This is a genomic window from Photorhabdus sp. HUG-39 (genome assembly GCF_963878365.1).
Classification (GTDB): domain Bacteria; phylum Pseudomonadota; class Gammaproteobacteria; order Enterobacterales; family Enterobacteriaceae; genus Photorhabdus; species Photorhabdus kayaii.
On the sequence record NZ_CAWNWY010000034.1, the window covers coordinates 12,713 to 29,470 of the forward strand.

The following is a 16,758-nucleotide window of genomic DNA, read 5'->3' on the forward strand; positions in this document are numbered from 1 at the left end:
TGACTTTACTTCACAGAAGTAGAAGAACCATCTGCATGCCATTCAAAAATACCAAATTCGAACCCTTTTAGATCGCCAACGGCATTCCAGCTTAGTGTTCCCATTACGGTATCTACTGGATTCGCTTTCAGGTCTTTCACCAAATCAATCGGTTCCATACTACCGGTACGGTTCATTGCCGCAGCCAGAGATTGCAGAGCAGCATAGGTTGTCCAGACGAACGGACCTGTCGGATCACCTTTCTTACCTTTGATCGCCTCAACAATAGCTTTGTTCACCGGTACCTGATCGTAACGCTTAGGGAGGGTGACTAACATTCCTTCAGAAGCAACTCCGGCGATATTAGATAGCGAGGAGTTACCTACACCTTCCGGTCCCATAAAACGAATATTCAGACCAGCCTGTTTAGCTTGACGCAGAATTTGCCCCATTTCAGGGTAGTAGCCACCAAAATAGACAAAATCCACATTCTCTTTTTTCAGGCGGGCAACCAGAGCCGAAAAGTCTTTGTCACCAGCAGTAACGCCTTCAAACAAGACAATATTGGCTCCCGCTTTTTTCAATTTATCGAGAACAGATCGAGCCAACCCTTCACCGTATTGCTGTTTATCATGAACAATAGCTATACGCTGAGGTTTAATCTTTTCAGCAATATATTTCGCTGCCGTTGGTCCCTGATCAGAATCCAGCCCGGTAGTACGCATAATCATTTGGTAACCACGAGTTGTCAGATCGGCATTGGTTGCTGCTGGTGTAATCATAATGACACCTTCATCTTCATAGATGTCAGATGCCGGTTGAGTAGAGGAAGAGCATAAATGGCCGATAACATAGCGAATGTTGTCATTAATCACTTTATTCGCGACAGCGACAGCCTGTTTCGGGTCACACGCATCATCATATTCAACCCCCACCAGCTTATTACCATTAATACCACCATTAGCATTGATATCTGCAATCGCCTGACGTGCGCCAGTAAATTCCATATCACCATATTGCGCAACTGGACCAGACATTGCCCCCACAATCGCCACGTTGATCTCTTGTGCCCACAGTGAGTAACTCATCATCATGACAATACAGCCGGCTAATAGGTTTTTACCTGTTATGACTTTCATTTTATTTATCCCCGTGTCGTTATTGGTCTAATTTATTGTGTTTACCTTTTAGATCTCCGATTATCTAATGGGATAACCGTGATCTTTTGTGATCGCTGATTAGATAAAGTAATTTTTATGAATAAGATTTTATTTTTCATGCTATTAAAATAGCATTTCATGCTTAAAATCAAATTAACAAGGTAGATAAAAGCATTAATTACAGCATAAAATACCGCCAAAGTTGATTGGAATTTAGACAAAACATAGTGTGATATTCTGGTTAAATATTAGTAAAGCAATCTTTAACTCGAAATATCGATCATGTTAAAAACATTTTTCCAGTAACGTATAAAAGCGGTTACGCGACACTCCACTCTATCGATCTATGCAACTAAAATTGATATGGAAAAACCATGAAGCTAACTATTGAACAACTTACTGTTTTGTCCGCACAAGATATGATTGATCTGAAAAAAATCTGGCCTCAGCAAATACCTGAACAGTGGCAAATCCATCTAAAAAACGGAAATAAACTGTTCGCTGCTCGTTTTAATGATAGATTACTGGCCGCAGTAAAAGTGACTTTCAGTGATCAATCCGGCCTGCTTAAAGATTTATGTGTCCGTGAAATAACACGCCGCCGGGGAGTGGGTTTATATCTGATAAATGAAATAAAAGCTCAGCATCCCACCATTAACCAGTGGAAGTTAAGCCTTGAAGGGTTCTCCGATGCTAACGAACCAGCATTAAAAGGTTTTATGAGTGCCTGTGGTTTTTACTACGATCCCAAATCAAATTCTTATTCTAGCTGACCCATTTTCCAGACCGCAGCCACATTGCGGGCAGTCACCCTCAAATTCTCATGCCCGCAAGCAAGAGCGTCAGAAAGAGAACAAACGCCGGGCATAATTGAGAAAACGGCATCCAATCCGTGCTCATGAACGATGCTATAGTTCTGACTTATACTGCCAACTAATGCAATGGTTGAAATAGCATACTTTTTGGCGATACGAGCAACACCAATCGGTGTTTTACCGTAAATAGTCTGGCTGTCCATTCGGCCTTCACCAGTAATAACCAGATCAGCGCCTTGTACTGCCTTTTCCAATTCCAGCGTGGAGATAACAATATCAATTCCCGGTTGCAATTTAGCGTCCAACCAACCAAGTAAAGGAACGCCCATTCCCCCTGCTGCTCCTGCACCCGGTACGTCAATGACCTTAATGCCGGTCAGTAACTCAATTTTCTCACCATAATGGCGCAAGGCTGCATCCAACTCTTTCACCATCTCTGGTGTCGCTCCTTTCTGTGGCCCGAAAATAGCAGATGCACCAAACTCGCCGCATAATGGGTTAGTCACATCACAGGCAACGATAATTTCAGTCCGACTCAAACGAACGTCCAAACCAGAAAGATCGATTTTAGCGAGCCGACTTAGCGCAGCCCCGCCAGCTTCCAACGCTTTACCATCAGAATCAAGCAAACAAGCCCCCAACGCCTGCATCATACCGGCACCGCCATCATTAGTCGCGCTACCACCAATGCCTAAAATTATCTTTCTGACACCTTGATCCAAAGCAGCCAACATCAGCTCGCCGGTACCATAAGTCGTGGTTATCAGCGGATTACGCTTTTCCATCGGCACCAGATGTAAGCCAGAAGCCGCCGCGATTTCAATAACAGCGGTTTCTCCATCACCTAGCACGCCGAAAAAGCTATCCACCGGCTGATTTAACGGACCAGTAACCGACAGGTGTACAACTCTCCCATTGGTGGCTGCAACCATCGATTCAACCGTACCTTCACCGCCATCAGCCATCGGCAATTTAATGTATTCTGCTTGTGGATAGATTTCCCGAAATCCTTGCTCTATCGCTTCAGCGGCCTGTAAGGCACTGAGACTTTCTTTAAATGAGTCAGGCGCAATAACAATTTTCATAGGATTAGATGACAACAATGAAAAATAAAACAAAAAAGGCGATAAACCATTATCGCCTTTTTAATTTATTCATTGCGAATGCATTAACGCAAAATCACTCTATTTATGCCTCAATGGCTACACGCAATTTTTTCATGGCATTTTTTTCAAGCTGACGTACACGCTCCGCAGAAACACCATACTTATCCGCCAGTTCTTGCAGGGTAGATTTATTGTCATCATCTAACCAGCGGCAACGGATAATATCCTGACTGCGCTCGTCTAAACTTTCCATCGCTACCGATAATTTATCAGCCGCATGGTTTTCCCAATTGTCCTCTTCAATGCCGTCTGCAAAATCAGATGCTTTATCCTGAAGATACAGCACTGGCGCAACCGGTTGACCTTCCTGACTATCATCATCGGCAGACATATCAAACGCCATATCCTGCGCTGACATACGAGATTCCATCTCACGCACATCTTTACTGGTCACACCAAGTTCTTTGGCGACCATTTCTACTTCGTCCTGATTGAACCACCCTAAGCGCTGTTTAGTTTTACGCAGGTTAAAGAACAGCTTACGCTGTGCTTTAGTTGTTGCAACTTTAACAATACGCCAGTTACGCAGTACATATTCATGGATTTCAGCTTTAATCCAGTGGACGGCAAAAGAAACCAGACGCACCCCTACTTCCGGGTTAAAACGACGTACTGCTTTCATCAGGCCAATATTCCCTTCCTGAATTAAATCCGCCTGAGGTAGCCCATAACCAGCATAGCTACGAGCGACATGAACAACGAAGCGCAGATGAGACAGAATCAGCTTCTTAGCTGCATCCAGATCTCCCTGGTAATGCAGCCTTTCAGCCAGTTCCTTCTCTTCCTCTGCTGTCAGCATTGGATAAATATTAGAGGCACGGATATAGCCCTCTAGACTTCCTTGAGGAACTAACGCTAAGGTTTGCATTTCTTTGGCCATTCAAATCCTCTCAAATAAGGCTCAAATCGTTAGTATGGATTAGATTACATCAGTGTATATGAGAACCTACGTTCAACATACAGCGGTACAGTCTATCACCAGAATGTGCATATTCAAGTTACAGATCCGTGGAAGAGTAATAATTTCAGTACCGACCATCCCGATAATGGGTCCACAGAACAAAAAATAACAGATAGTTTTATATTTATGCAACTACCTTTATTTGTACTATCCCCGACAAATATTAATCCCATTTCACAAAAGCGCCCGCCAGGTTCACCGGGAGAGTACAAGCACCTTTTTAATTAATTCTACACAGAAGAAAATCGAAAATTACCGTTTTATTCTGGCGTAAAATGACGCAAATGCTGAGTTGTCGCCAACCAAGCAGCGACCCAACCAATCATTGCGGAGAGCAAAACTAGCAGCAGGGACTCATCCCATGAAAGCCCATGTAAATTAAATGTCGTGCCAAATACACTGGCAACCTGTGTGACAACATCAGAAAGTTTCCACACCAACAGCGCAGACAAAATTAACGATAAAATTGCCCCCAAAGCCCCTAACAAAGCACCACCATTGAGGAACGGGCGCAAAATAAAGCCATCCGTTGCACCAATAAGCTTCATCACGTTAATCGTATCACGATGACTGAAGATGCTGAGACGCACACTATTACCGATGACCAAAAACAGCGCAACGATCATCAGAATACCGATTACTGTCACAATCTGACCGATAAGACCTGTCAGCGCCGCCAGACGAGCAAACCAGCTATCATCCATCCGAACTTCTTCAATACCTTTAACCTGAGAAACTCTATCACGCAGCGTGGTCAGCGTCTGTGAACTCTGAAAATCGATTTTCGGTGTGATAATAGCCACCGCGGGCAACGGATTCTCTTCCAGCATATCCAGTGCGCTACCAAAGCCAGACCAGGCGCGGAATTCTGTCATTGCTTCCTGACGTGAGAGATAGTTGACATTATCCACACCATCAAGTGCTTTCAGCTCACTTATTAATTTCTGAGCACTGCTATCATCCAGTGATTTATCGAGATATACCGTCAGTTGAGGGGAGGGATACCATGTCTCCGCAGCCTGGCTGACATTCTTCCACACAATGTAACAAACACTTGGTAATGTCAGGGAGATAGCAATCACCATCACGGTCAACAAAGTTGCCAACGGCTGACGCGACATATCTGTCAACGTATTCATCCAAGCATAGCGCCACTGCTCACGCCATCCTCCTTGTAAAACTTTACTTTTCGATCTTGTTACTTTCCCCGCTGCCTTACGCACATTTTTAACCATGATGCTCTCCCGCCATACGGCCTTGGCTCAGAGTCAGAATACGATATTTCCGTCTTTCAATCAGTGCCATATCATGGGTCGCTATCAGCACTGTCACCCCAACCCGATTAAATTCTTCAAACAGTCGTAAAATACCCTCTGACAACTCACCATCCAGATTACCGGTAGGTTCATCCGCCAACAAAACAGTCGGCTTATTCACAACCGCACGAGCAATGCCAACTCGTTGTTGTTCTCCCCCTGAAAGTTGAATTGGGAAATTTTTCGCTTTGTCCAGCAGACCAACCTTATCCAAAGCAGCGGAAGTCCGACGACGGATATCTTCAGAACTTGCACCTGAAATAATCAGTGGCATTGCCACATTATCGTATACCGTCCGACCCAACAGCAGATGATGATCTTGGAAAATCATACCAATCTGACGACGTAGAAAAGGTACCTCACGGCTTTTTAACCGGCTGATATCATGACCGGCAAACCAGATATGTCCGGCACTAGGCCGCTCAATGCCACAGATAAGTTTCAGCAAGGTACTTTTACCTGCCCCTGAGTGACCGATTAGAAATGCCATTTCCGCAGGGCGCAAATGAAAATCCACCCCTTGCAGGGCTTGCCGTCCCCCCAGATAAGCTTTACTGACCTGTTCAAAGCGAATCATAGGTAATTAATCCTCTCGGGCAAAAAGTGCCTCTATAAAGTCGTCTGCCTTAAATGGCCGTAGATCTTCAATTCCTTCACCAACCCCAATATAACGAATAGGAATTTCAAACTGATCAGCAATGGCGAAAATTACTCCACCTTTGGCAGTACCATCCAGTTTTGTCAATGAGATGCCTGTCAACCCAACAGCTTCATGGAATAGTTTAGCCTGATTTATCGCATTCTGACCGGTACTGGCATCCAATGTCAGCATAATTTCATGTGGAGCATTTTCGTCCAGTTTTTTCATCACTCGGACAATCTTCTTCAATTCTTCCATCAGATGAGATTTATTTTGCAAACGACCTGCGGTATCTGCAATCAGGACATCGACACCTTTGGCTTTAGCTGACTGAATAGCATCGAAAATCACAGAAGCGGGATCAGCGCCAGTATGTTGCGCCACTACCGGAATATGGTTACGTTCCCCCCACACCTGTAACTGTTCAACGGCGGCTGCACGGAAAGTATCTCCGGCTGCCAGCATGACAGATTTACCTTGTGCCTGAAATTGACGCGCCAATTTACCAATTGTCGTGGTTTTTCCAACACCATTAACACCAACCATCAGAATGACGTACGGCGTTTTTCCTTCAATGTCCAAGGGTTTATTCACTTTAGTCAGAATACCAGACATCTCTTCTTTCAGTTTGGCATACAACGCTTCTGCGTCTTTTAGCTCTTTACGGCTGGCATGTGTTGTCAAACTGCTAATGATTTTACGGGTAGTATCGACACCAACATCAGCAATCAATAACTGCTCTTCCAATTCATCAAATAGGTCATCATCGATCTTTTTGCCACTGAATAGACTAAGAAAACCGGACCCTAAATTCTGACGAGTTTTAACCAAACTGCGTTTCAGGCGAGAGAAAAAGCCCTCTTTAGTCGGACGCTCTTGCTCTTTTGATATAACTAGCTCTGTCTGTTCAGTTTGTACCTGCTCTGCCGCCAACCTTGCGGCTTCCTCGGCAAGACGCTGTTGTTCCGCCTGCTCCGCCGCCAATCTTGCGGCTTCCTCGGCAAGACGCTGTTGTTCCGCCTGCTCCGCCGCCAACCTTGCAGCTTCCTCGGCAAGACGTTGCTGTTCCGCCTGCTCCGCCGCCAATTGTTCTTCTTTTTGCTGCTCTTCCTGACGGCCACGCCCGAACCAGGAGAAAAAGCCTCTTTTTTTCTCTTTTGCCATTAGCCACTGCTCTCCTCAAGGTTAAATCATGGCGTTACAACAAGGAATAATAACGAAATTAGAAACAGTCTAACATTTTCGTAATAGCTCAACACATATCAATCATGAATTTCATGGTAAATTAATGCCTGTAAGTCTTAACAACTGTTACGCAAATTATGGCAAAGAAATCACAACGGCAATCGATGGGACAAATCCGCATTATTGGCGGAAAATGGCGAGGCCGAAAATTACCTGTACCGGATAGCCCTGGATTACGTCCAACGACAGATCGTGTCAGAGAGACGCTATTTAACTGGCTAGCCCCAGTTATTCAGGAAGCACACTGCTTGGATTGCTATGCAGGAAGCGGAGCACTTGGATTAGAAGCGCTTTCTCGTTATGCAGCCCAAGTTACCCTAATTGAATATGAACGTAATATAGCCAAACAGCTTTCCGCGAATTTGGATCTGCTCAGTACCCAAAACGCCGAGGTCATTAACGACAGTGCATTAACCTATTTATCCCAATCAGGAAAACCCTACGATGTCGTTTTCCTTGATCCTCCTTTTCGTAAAGGAATGCTTAGCGAAACTATAAAATTGTTGGAAGAGCAAAATTGGCTGGCAGATGAAAGCTGGATTTATGTTGAGGCTGAATCTGAATCAATGGCGATTGATGTGCCTGTTAACTGGCAACTTCATCGTGAAAAAGTCGCCGGACAAGTCGCATACCGGCTCTATATCCGTTACTTACCTGCATAACGCTTACTTTGGAGTATACACTGATGTTTATTCAATTGGGCAAACTGTTAATGATCTGCGTTTGGGGATTTCTGATCTTTAACCTGATCCATCCATTTCCAAAACCATTGAAGTATTTTATGGATGTCGCCATGATTTTCATGGTGGTCATGCATGCATTTCAAATGCTGCTTCTGAAAACCAGTCAGCCCAAAGACCAAAAACTCTCTAGCCTGATGCAAACCAAGATCTTCTTTTTTGGTGTTTTTGAACTACTGTCAATGCAGAAAAAACAACGGAAAGAGAAAAGCCATCACCTCAAATAGTAGACACACGCCCCAACACCCGGAAAGTATATATACCCGTCATCTTTCAAGTTGCCTCTTTGTTGGCTGCACTCGCTCACCCCGGTCACATAGTTACCTATGCTCCCGGGGATTCACTCCTTGGCCGTCGCGATGCATCTTGAAATCCATAGGATATACAATTATGTGAGGAATGATTCATTTCATTCCTCTTTCCGGTTATGAGGAGGGCGTTCAGAATTCTGTCTCAACACAACTTATTGCCTGCTTTCTTTGCTGAACAGATAAATCATTTCTTAATTTATTGCCTATTTCCGCACAGATACTTAAACCAATCTCTATTATTTAAGTCTATATTTTGATAGTAAAAGAGTAGAACCCTTATCCATTACTTATTTAAGGAACAAAGATGAGCTGGCCATTTATTGCAGTATTTCTTTCTGGTTGGTTGTATGTTGATGCAGCTTACCGTGGTCCAAACTGGCAAAGATGGCTATTCAGGCCAGTCACTCTGCTATTGTTGTTATTGTGGGCATGGCAAGCGCCTGAGCTGCATATTTCAGGTTATTTAATCTGTCTTGGGTTATTCACTGCTTTAATATCAGATGCTCTGCGCATGCTCCCCAGTAAGTATTCACTACTCTCCCTAAGCACATTATTCCTCTGTTATCTGCTCTACACGATAAGCTTTGTAATGCAGATGAATTTCAGTTTCTTCTTCCCGCTGCCATTAATTTTACTGGTTCTGGGCTCCGTTATTCTGCTGGTTATTTGGAATAAACTGGAGGAAATGCGCTGGCTAGTCGTTGCCTCAATTGTCATGCTCCTGATAATGGTGTGGATGGCAGGTGAACAATATTTCTCCCTTAATACAGCGTATGGTTTCTCCCTGTTAGCAGGCACTATCTTGTTGTTACTGTCACATAGTGTCTGGTTGATTAACCATTACCGTTTCCAGTTCAAATCTTCTAAGGCGATTGTAGCAACCTGTTATTTTATCGGCCATTTTCTGATTATTCGTTCTATTTATCTTTAATAAAAAGATTAAGTTGAAAATAGATATCAGCACTCAGTCGTACAATTTGACAACTTTATTTTTTCTTTTTATTGACTCTGGAGTAGGCTCCAAAGTGTAGAGTTTAATCATTATCTTTGAGTTAACTCTATTCAGGGGGAGTCCATGTACTCAAATTCAAACAAAAATAGTGCTCATCAACATAACCACCAGCATGGAAGCTGTTGCGCGACGACTACTTGTTCAGATCAGGCTAAACAAGTTAGTGAACATTTACATCATCATGAACATGAACATGGTAAGGCTTGCTCACATAAGCATCACCCTTCCCATGATACACAAGAGACACAAGCACCTGCGCTTTTGGCAAACCAACGTTTCAGTTGGGTGGTTAATGGTATGGATTGTCCAAGTTGTGCCCGTAAAATTGAAACCGCGGTTAGCAAAATTCCAGAAGTGAAACAAGCCAAGGTTCTATTCGCAACAGAAAAACTAGTTGTGGATGCGGATACCGATATACGTTCAGCCGTTATTCAAGCCGTTAATCAGGCTGGATTTACTCTACGCAATTCCGATTCAAGTCAGAAAGCAGAAAAAAGCAGCCGCTGGAAAGAATTTGCCCCAATCATCACTCTTTCACTGATGATGCTGATAAGTTGGGGAATCTCTCACATCAATCCCTCATTTGGCCGTATTGCCTTTATCATCACCACCGTGATTGGATTGGTACCTATTGTCACCAAAGCCTGGCAGCTCATACGATCAGGCACGCCATTCGCCATTGAAACATTGATGAGTGTTGCCGCCATTGGCGCACTGTTTATTGACGCCACCGCTGAAGCAGCAATGGTACTACTGCTGTTTATGCTGGGTGAAATGCTGGAAGCTTATGCTGCCGGCCGTGCTCGTCGAGGGGTTAGCGCATTGATGGCACTGGTGCCGGAAGAGGCTCTACTGATAAAAAATGGTGAAAAAAGAACTGTCCCAGTTTCAGACCTTCGCCCTGGCGATATCATCGAGATTGCTCCAGGCGGACGTTTACCCACTGATGCCGAATTACTCAATTCATTCGCTAGCTTTGATGAAAGTGCACTGACAGGCGAATCTATTCCGGTTGAACGAATGCAAGGAGAAAAAGTTCCGGCAGGTTGTTTATCCGTGGATCGTGCAGTCCAAATGAAAGTGCTGTCCGAACAGGGCAACAATGCCATTGACCGTATTCTGCAACTGATTGAAGAAGCCGAAGAACGCCGCGCACCGATTGAGCGTTTCATTGACCGTTTTAGCCGGATTTACACTCCGCTGATTATGCTGTTTTCTGCGTTGGTTATCATCATTCCACCTACTGTATTCAGCCAACCTTGGGACACATGGATCTACCGTGGTCTTACTTTGCTACTGATCGGTTGCCCTTGTGCTTTAGTGATTTCCACACCCGCCGCAATTACCTCTGCCCTTGCAGCAGCAACCCGCCGAGGTGCCTTGATTAAAGGTGGTGCGGCACTGGAACAACTGGGACTAATCACCACTATCGCTTTTGATAAAACCGGTACGCTGACCGCCGGTAAACCACAAGTCACAGATATACAACCAGCAGAAAACATCAGCGAATCTCAGTTATTAACTTTAGCTTCCGCAGTAGAAAGCGGCTCCCACCACCCACTGGCTAAAGCCATTTTGCAATATGCAGAAAGTAAAAACGTTAGTATTACCGAAGCTGAACACCGTAAAGCGCTGGCGGGTGTTGGTGTTGAAGGTCAGTTGGACGGTAAACGTATTCTCGTCAGTGCGCCCGGAAAACTGCCAGCAAACACGTTATCTGAGCATTGGAAACAAAAAATTGTTCAGTTAGAAGATTGCGGTAAAACCGTTGTTGCCGTGATGCATGATGAACAATTTGCTGGCCTTATCGCGATGCAAGATACGTTACGTCAAGATGCAATTGATGCTATCCGTTTACTGAAAGATCAAGGTATTAAATCGGTGATGTTGACAGGGGATAACCCACGTGCAGCAACTGCAATTGCCGGTCAGTTAGGGATAGATTTCCGCGCCGGGTTAATGCCAGAAGATAAAGTCAAAGCGGTCATTGCATTGAATAAAGATCACAGCACAATGATGGTCGGTGACGGCATCAATGACGCACCCGCAATGAAAGCTTCCAGTATCGGTGTAGCGATGGGAAGCGGTACCGATGTCGCTCTGGAAACCGCAGATGCAGCATTGACTCACAACCGTCTGACAGGTTTGTCGGAAATCATCACCCTTTCCCGCGCAACGCACAATAATATCCGTCAAAACATTGCTATTGCCTTGGGGCTAAAAGGGATCTTCCTTATCACTAGCCTATTGGGTATTACAGGCTTGTGGATGGCAGTACTGGCGGATTCTGGCGCAACCGCTCTTGTGACGGCAAACGCAGTAAGGTTATTGAGGATTAAGCTGAAATAACGAAAATTGCCTAGCTATACCCTATGGATTTCAAGATGCATCGCGACGGCAAGGGAGCGAATCCCCGGGAGCATAGCGAACTATGTGACCGGGGTGAGTGAGTGCAGCCAACAAAGAGGCAGCTTGAAAGATAACGGGTATATTAAGGATATGAGTCTTATTTCCAGCTCATATCCTGTGCTATAGCAAGATAAATTCAGTGGTGAAAACTCATTGACGTTCGAAGGCATGGTAAAAAGTAAAAGCGTTCATTTCTCAACTTGGCTGTTATATTCAATTCAGAGTTGACTCTCTTTTTTCCGAACCAGATAGCGGTAAGGCATTTGTTCCGTTTCTTGCGCAATCAGTTGATGCTCCATAAAATGGCAGAAACTGGGAATATCACGCGTAGTTGCCGGATCATCAGCAAGAATTAATAACATCTGCCCTGCTTCCATATGACGCACAGTTTTCCGCACCATCATTACTGGTTCAGGACAGCGAAGCCCTTGTGTATCAAGGGTCTGGTCTGGATGAGTAAACACATCGGGCATAACTTATCTCTACAATTTCAGTCAGTCTATTAGACCGAATTATATTATAAAAAAGCCAGCAAAAATTAACTTTACATACCGGCATTTTGAATTCGTGCACAACCGACGTATCATGTGAGGTGCCGTCAGTTAAAACGGCAGATCTTTCATTGGGTTCCCTCACCCCATATTCCAAAAAGGTACAATATGTTTTTATCAACTACGATTACACAACAGCGTGCTATCGCTTTAATTTGGCTTTCGTTATTCCACATTCTGATTATTATTTCCAGTAATTATCTGGTGCAGCTACCCGTCTCTATTTTCGGTTTTCATACCACTTGGGGAGCCTTTACTTTTCCATTTATTTTCCTTGCAACAGATTTGACGGTTCGTATCTACGGCGCACCACTGGCAAGGCGGATCATTACCACCGTTATGATCCCCGCATTGCTGATCTCTTATATAATTTCTGCCCTATTTTTCCAAGGAGAGTGGCAAGAGTTTACCGCGCTACTTGAATTCAATCTCTTTGTTGCCCGTATTGCCTGCGCCAGCTTTATGGCTTACTTCCTTGGGCAGATATTGGATGTATACGTCTTCAATCGTCTGCGCCGGAGACGCAATTGGTGGGTCGCTCCCGCAGCGGCGATGTTCTTCGGCAACTTACTTGATACCCTAGCCTTTTTCTCTATCGCTTTCTATCGCAGTACCGATGCTTTCATGGCCGCTAACTGGATCGAGATTGGGTTAGTCGATTACTGCTTTAAGCTATTAATTTATTTAATCTTTTTCTTGCCAGCTTACGGCATTTTGTTGAACCTGATTCTCAAGTACTTCTTTAACTATCAAATTAATAATAGCCACATTCAAGTTCGCTGATTTTTATACACCCAACCGATAGCTGTCTCTTAATCAGATCGCCTGATTAAGAGATCGGTAAAGCAATACCTGCCACTCTGTCCGCTTTTTACCTGTCCAACCCACTAGCTTCCCCAAACGCAGCTATGAAGAAAAAGGGCCTGTTCCAGTACAGAGATCCGGGTATAGATCAAAAAAACACACATTTCCCACGACAAAATGGGCATAACAACTTTATTTATCCATAACCAACCATTAATTTTTATAGATGGTGTTAGTCTGTGAAGTAATTTAAGTACTTTTTTCATCCGAAGATAGTTTACCAGTCTGTCACATTTTGCTCCTTGTTCATTAGGAAAATTGATGCGACAAACAGACATTGAGTTTCCACAAAAGGAATATTCTTATGCTGAAAATTATTCAATCCCCATCCAAATATATTCAGGGACCTGATGCCCTGCTCCATATTGGTAAATACACAAAAACTATCGCCGACCACGTTTTGGTTATCATCGGTAACTCCGCGATGAAATTGGTGGGAGATACTGTTCATAGCAGCCTGGAACAGCATGAAATCACTCGTCATTTTGAAGTGTTTGGCGGCGAATGTAGTTGGAATGAGATTAAACGCCTGTCTGACATTCTTAAACAACATGAATGCCAAGCCGTTATTGGTATCGGTGGCGGCAAAGTACAAGATACCGCAAAAGCGGTCGCTTACGAATCCAGATTGCCGGTTCTGATTGCTCCCACTATCGCTTCCACTAACGCCCCAACCAGTGCTCTCTCTGTTATTTACAGCGATGATGGCAAATATGAAGACTATCTGTTTCTCCCAACAAACCCAGATATTGTCCTAATCGATACCAACATTATCGCTAAAGCCCCAACCCGTTTTTTCATTGCCGGAATTGGCGATGCGCTGGCAACTTACTTCGAAACCCGCATTTATGGAGTCGGCCATAAACCTCGAATGACAGATGGTGCGATATCCCGTACCACAATAGCCCTCGCTCATCTCTGTTACGAAACTTTGTTAGAAGAAGGCTATAAAGCAAAATTGGCTGTTGAAACAGACGTCAGTACACCTGCGGTGGAAAATGTCATCGAAGCTATTACTTACTTAAGCGGCCTGAGCTTTGAAAATACGGGTGTAGCCGCCGCTCATTCCGTACACAATGGCTTTACCGTATTGGAAGAATGCCACCACATGTACCACGGCGAAAAAGTCGCCTTCGGGGTATTAGTTCAACTAATACTGGAAAATAGCCCAAATGAAGAATTGGACACTTTCCTTGATTTCTGTGTACAGATGGGACTACCGGTTACTCTGGATCAACTTGGAGTAAAAGATGGTGAAAAACTGAAAGAAAAAGTGATGGCAGTGGCAAAAGCAAGTTGTGCCGAGGACGAAACCATTCACAACATGCCTTTTGAAGTGACACCGGAAAAAGTGTACGCCGCTATTATGGCTGCTGACCGGATGGGACGCGACTGGCTGTATTAAGTTTGACAAGAGCGGGCAAATTGCCCGCTCAAATTGTTGGCAAGGCACTGATTTTTATCCAATTATTTGTTTTAATGAAGTCTCGTTCATCAAACGGAACCTGCCGCCATATTAAGAATTCTGCCTTCCCAAATTTTTCTTCCTGAAAAGATCTCACTTAAGTACTAGCAGGTTATCCCAAAATATAAATTTACTATTCTGATTTTTTCAATTTAATAACATCACTCCAATTATTAATAAGAAATGTGCATTCATGACACCCAATTTGGCTTCCTTTATTAAAATACTCTTTTGCCTTATTAAAATCTTGATTTACACCAATCCCATTTAAATAATTTGTTCCAATAGTGCGATAGCCCTCAAAATATCCACTTTTTCCAGCCAATTCGAAAAGTTCTCTCGCATCTGAGTATTTATTTTCATCCTCGAAAATAAACCCCAAATTAACCATAGATCTTAACTTATATTTATCATTTCTTGATATAGATAACTTATATCTTTCACTGGCTTCTTGACGATAACCTTCTGTTTGTTGTATTACAGCGAGCATCCAGTTTGCATCTACATTCCCATTATTTGCTTTCTTTATTAACGCATAATATTCATTTTCATTTTTAGGCATTGGAATAGAGAATTCTGATAAAAAATCATCTGAATGATTAAAGACAATCGATGGGATATCTTGTATGTTCATGTCTGAACTCTGAACAATAAAAGAAAAAAAGAACACTGAGTAGAGAAAATATTTCTTATTTTTTACAAAAAAATTACTCATAATATAATCTCGCTAAAAGTATCATTTATCCCTATTATGTCAACATTTGAATTTAGTGACTCCATCGGTATGTTTTTATCCACAGTAAAAAACACATCCACTATCTTAGTCGTATTCCCATTATTCCAGAGCACTGAGCTTTCCAATCCATGAATGTTACCATTGATATCCTTGAATCCATTTTCTTTATAGGTAAGATTTATAGCAAAGATTCCTGATTCACTTAATTTATACAATTCTCCATTATCAGTTATACCATCTTTATTGGCATCAATCCATAACTCTAATGAATTCCATAGACTATCATTTTGATCAAAAATACCATCAAAATTATCGTCAAGATCTGCTAATGCAGCAAACCCATTTGCTGATTTGATTCCATTTTTTAATATAGAATTATTCCCGAACAACTCATTTCCGTTATTTATTTTTCCATCTCCATTTTTATCCCATACCAGAAATGCATTATTGGCTTCTATCCATCCTGAACTTTCAACAATACCATCATTATCATGATCAAAATGTATAGAACCATTTTCCGCTATGGTAATAATACCATCGCCAGTTAAATCAATAATAAGTGGTGTTTCTATACTTTTCTGATCTTCAACAATTTCTTCAAGATTATCTAATACGGCATTTGGACTCATTCCTCGTAATTCCTGAATGAAATCTATACCATGTTTATCATTATCATAATGTGAAACTCGAAGAATTGAGTTTACAAAATCTATACAGTTATTAGTAAGGAGGTTATAATTCGGCTTAAAATCATAGAAATTTCCATTTTTTAAATCAGAAATGTAATTTCTCATATTATGAACCACACTTTCTGAATATATTGGATATGTAACACTGGAAACTTTTGATTTATCGTATGCAATTGAATCTCTAAAAGTTATGTTCTCAACTCCTCCTACTTGCTTATTATCACCCAAGCCCCATCCGATTGATTCACCCTGAAATTCAACCCATACATGTCCAAAAGTAGATTTGCTAACGTCTCCTGACGCATTAGCATATTTAGTACCTGAAGGCGCTATTTTTACTGTTATTGTTTCTACATGCATTCCTTTAAAATTTTCGTTAAAAACTTTATCAACTAACCCATAGTCTTTACTTGGCATAGTTATTTCCTTATTGAAAACTTCCATGATTATCTTTGATAAATTAAAGAAAATACAATTTACTGCAAATAGAAATAATTATCAATATCACTACCGAAATTTTATAAATTTATATAAAAAAATCAAATTAATAATTTGCTAATATTTTATCTTTATTATTATATTTTTCGATAAGAAATTAAAACTATTAGCATTTTCCTTCCGTTACTATTTTGGCTCCTACTGTTGCCTTGAGTATAGCCACAGCGATCACAATGAATTTTTCTGTAATTATTGATACGA

General features: G+C 42.4%; 17 protein-coding genes. 8 read left to right on the top strand and 9 right to left on the bottom strand.

Annotated features, from left to right (window positions below):
- Window positions 1–5: 5 nt before the first annotated feature.
- Window positions 6–1,118: a branched-chain amino acid ABC transporter substrate-binding protein gene (locus AAC155_RS18895; RefSeq protein WP_113043711.1), complete on the bottom strand. Its 1,113-nt coding sequence runs from the start codon at window positions 1,116–1,118 to the stop codon at window positions 6–8.
- Window positions 1,119–1,513: 395 nt separating this feature from the next.
- Between AAC155_RS18895 and panM the strand changes: the two genes are divergently transcribed.
- Window positions 1,514–1,912 carry an aspartate 1-decarboxylase autocleavage activator PanM gene (gene panM, locus AAC155_RS18900; RefSeq protein ID WP_113043712.1) on the top strand — a complete coding sequence of 133 codons (399 nt, stop codon included), beginning with the start codon at window positions 1,514–1,516 and terminating at the stop codon, window positions 1,910–1,912.
- Here panM and AAC155_RS18905 read toward each other — a convergent pair.
- The 5 genes from AAC155_RS18905 to ftsY form a co-directional block, all read right to left on the bottom strand.
- On the bottom strand, window positions 1,900–3,039 hold the full coding sequence (locus tag AAC155_RS18905; RefSeq protein ID WP_113043741.1) for a glycerate kinase: 1,140 nt from the start codon (window positions 3,037–3,039) through the stop codon (window positions 1,900–1,902). The genes panM and AAC155_RS18905 overlap by 13 nt on opposite strands.
- Window positions 3,040–3,142: 103 nt before the next feature.
- The gene (gene rpoH / locus AAC155_RS18910) at window positions 3,143–4,000 is read right to left on the bottom strand and encodes an RNA polymerase sigma factor RpoH (RefSeq protein ID WP_113043713.1); all 858 of its coding nucleotides are present in this window, start codon (window positions 3,998–4,000) and stop codon (window positions 3,143–3,145) included.
- 341 nt (window positions 4,001–4,341) lie between these two features.
- Window positions 4,342–5,316 carry a permease-like cell division protein FtsX gene (gene ftsX, locus AAC155_RS18915; protein WP_112878267.1) on the bottom strand — a complete coding sequence of 325 codons (975 nt, stop codon included), beginning with the start codon at window positions 5,314–5,316 and terminating at the stop codon, window positions 4,342–4,344.
- Entirely contained in the window at window positions 5,309–5,974 is a 666-nt protein-coding gene (gene ftsE, locus AAC155_RS18920) for a cell division ATP-binding protein FtsE (RefSeq protein ID WP_113043714.1), read from the bottom strand. Before ftsE ends, ftsX begins: the two co-directional genes overlap by 8 nt.
- A gap of 6 nt (window positions 5,975–5,980) precedes the next feature.
- Window positions 5,981–7,201 (bottom strand): signal recognition particle-docking protein FtsY, encoded by a 1,221-nt coding sequence (gene ftsY, locus AAC155_RS18925; protein ID WP_113043715.1) that lies wholly within the window; start codon window positions 7,199–7,201, stop codon window positions 5,981–5,983.
- 158 nt (window positions 7,202–7,359) lie between these two features.
- Here ftsY and rsmD point away from each other — a divergent pair, with 158 nt between their 5' ends.
- The 5 genes from rsmD (at window position 7,360) to AAC155_RS18950 (ending at window position 11,880) form a co-directional block, all read left to right on the top strand.
- Window positions 7,360–7,944, top strand: coding sequence for a 16S rRNA (guanine(966)-N(2))-methyltransferase (gene rsmD, locus AAC155_RS18930; protein WP_113043716.1), 585 nt, complete (start codon window positions 7,360–7,362; stop codon window positions 7,942–7,944).
- A 23-nt stretch (window positions 7,945–7,967) separates the two neighbouring features.
- Entirely contained in the window at window positions 7,968–8,249 is a 282-nt protein-coding gene (locus tag AAC155_RS18935; RefSeq protein WP_112878263.1) for a DUF1145 family protein, read from the top strand.
- 388 nt (window positions 8,250–8,637) lie between these two features.
- A complete protein-coding gene (locus AAC155_RS18940) occupies window positions 8,638–9,264 on the top strand; it encodes a lysoplasmalogenase (protein ID WP_113043717.1) in 627 nt (208 codons plus the stop codon).
- Between the two features lie 144 nt (window positions 9,265–9,408).
- Window positions 9,409–11,694, top strand: coding sequence for a zinc/cadmium/mercury/lead-transporting ATPase (locus AAC155_RS18945; protein ID WP_113043718.1), 2,286 nt, complete (start codon window positions 9,409–9,411; stop codon window positions 11,692–11,694).
- A 6-nt stretch (window positions 11,695–11,700) separates the two neighbouring features.
- Window positions 11,701–11,880, top strand: a complete 180-nt coding sequence (locus tag AAC155_RS18950) for a hypothetical protein (RefSeq protein ID WP_158536604.1) — start codon at window positions 11,701–11,703, stop codon at window positions 11,878–11,880.
- Between the two features lie 92 nt (window positions 11,881–11,972).
- Here AAC155_RS18950 and tusA read toward each other — a convergent pair whose 3' ends face one another.
- Entirely contained in the window at window positions 11,973–12,227 is a 255-nt protein-coding gene (gene tusA / locus AAC155_RS18955; RefSeq protein WP_113043719.1) for a sulfurtransferase TusA, read from the bottom strand.
- A gap of 186 nt (window positions 12,228–12,413) precedes the next feature.
- On the opposite strand from tusA, the gene AAC155_RS18960 reads away from it, so the two are divergent.
- Window positions 12,414–13,088, top strand: a complete 675-nt coding sequence (locus tag AAC155_RS18960; protein ID WP_113043720.1) for a 7-cyano-7-deazaguanine/7-aminomethyl-7-deazaguanine transporter — start codon at window positions 12,414–12,416, stop codon at window positions 13,086–13,088.
- Window positions 13,089–13,473: 385 nt separating this feature from the next.
- Window positions 13,474–14,574 (top strand): glycerol dehydrogenase, encoded by a 1,101-nt coding sequence (locus tag AAC155_RS18965; RefSeq protein WP_113043722.1) that lies wholly within the window; start codon window positions 13,474–13,476, stop codon window positions 14,572–14,574.
- 193 nt (window positions 14,575–14,767) lie between these two features.
- Here AAC155_RS18965 and AAC155_RS18970 read toward each other — a convergent pair whose 3' ends face one another.
- A complete protein-coding gene (locus AAC155_RS18970; RefSeq protein ID WP_229015681.1) occupies window positions 14,768–15,268 on the bottom strand; it encodes a tetratricopeptide repeat protein in 501 nt (166 codons plus the stop codon).
- 77 nt (window positions 15,269–15,345) lie between these two features.
- The gene (locus AAC155_RS18975) at window positions 15,346–16,476 is read right to left on the bottom strand and encodes a hypothetical protein (RefSeq protein WP_229015680.1); all 1,131 of its coding nucleotides are present in this window, start codon (window positions 16,474–16,476) and stop codon (window positions 15,346–15,348) included.
- Window positions 16,477–16,758 lie beyond the last annotated feature (282 nt).

Bases quoted from the DNA above. Each gene is read 5' to 3' on its own strand.
- AAC155_RS18895 (WP_113043711.1), bottom strand. From the start codon at position 1,118: ATGAAAGTCATAACAGGTAAAAACCTATTAGCCGGCTGTATTGTCATG.
- panM (WP_113043712.1), top strand. From the start codon at position 1,514: ATGAAGCTAACTATTGAACAACTTACTGTTTTGTCCGCACAAGATATG.
- AAC155_RS18905 (WP_113043741.1), bottom strand. From the start codon at position 3,039: ATGAAAATTGTTATTGCGCCTGACTCATTTAAAGAAAGTCTCAGTGCC.
- rpoH (WP_113043713.1), bottom strand. From the start codon at position 4,000: ATGGCCAAAGAAATGCAAACCTTAGCGTTAGTTCCTCAAGGAAGTCTA.
- ftsX (WP_112878267.1), bottom strand. From the start codon at position 5,316: ATGGTTAAAAATGTGCGTAAGGCAGCGGGGAAAGTAACAAGATCGAAA.
- ftsE (WP_113043714.1), bottom strand. From the start codon at position 5,974: ATGATTCGCTTTGAACAGGTCAGTAAAGCTTATCTGGGGGGACGGCAA.
- ftsY (WP_113043715.1), bottom strand. From the start codon at position 7,201: ATGGCAAAAGAGAAAAAAAGAGGCTTTTTCTCCTGGTTCGGGCGTGGC.
- rsmD (WP_113043716.1), top strand. From the start codon at position 7,360: ATGGCAAAGAAATCACAACGGCAATCGATGGGACAAATCCGCATTATT.
- AAC155_RS18935 (WP_112878263.1), top strand. From the start codon at position 7,968: ATGTTTATTCAATTGGGCAAACTGTTAATGATCTGCGTTTGGGGATTT.
- AAC155_RS18940 (WP_113043717.1), top strand. From the start codon at position 8,638: ATGAGCTGGCCATTTATTGCAGTATTTCTTTCTGGTTGGTTGTATGTT.
- AAC155_RS18945 (WP_113043718.1), top strand. From the start codon at position 9,409: ATGTACTCAAATTCAAACAAAAATAGTGCTCATCAACATAACCACCAG.
- tusA (WP_113043719.1), bottom strand. From the start codon at position 12,227: ATGCCCGATGTGTTTACTCATCCAGACCAGACCCTTGATACACAAGGG.
- AAC155_RS18960 (WP_113043720.1), top strand. From the start codon at position 12,414: ATGTTTTTATCAACTACGATTACACAACAGCGTGCTATCGCTTTAATT.
- AAC155_RS18965 (WP_113043722.1), top strand. From the start codon at position 13,474: ATGCTGAAAATTATTCAATCCCCATCCAAATATATTCAGGGACCTGAT.
- AAC155_RS18970 (WP_229015681.1), bottom strand. From the start codon at position 15,268: ATGAACATACAAGATATCCCATCGATTGTCTTTAATCATTCAGATGAT.
- AAC155_RS18975 (WP_229015680.1), bottom strand. From the start codon at position 16,476: ATGCCAAGTAAAGACTATGGGTTAGTTGATAAAGTTTTTAACGAAAAT.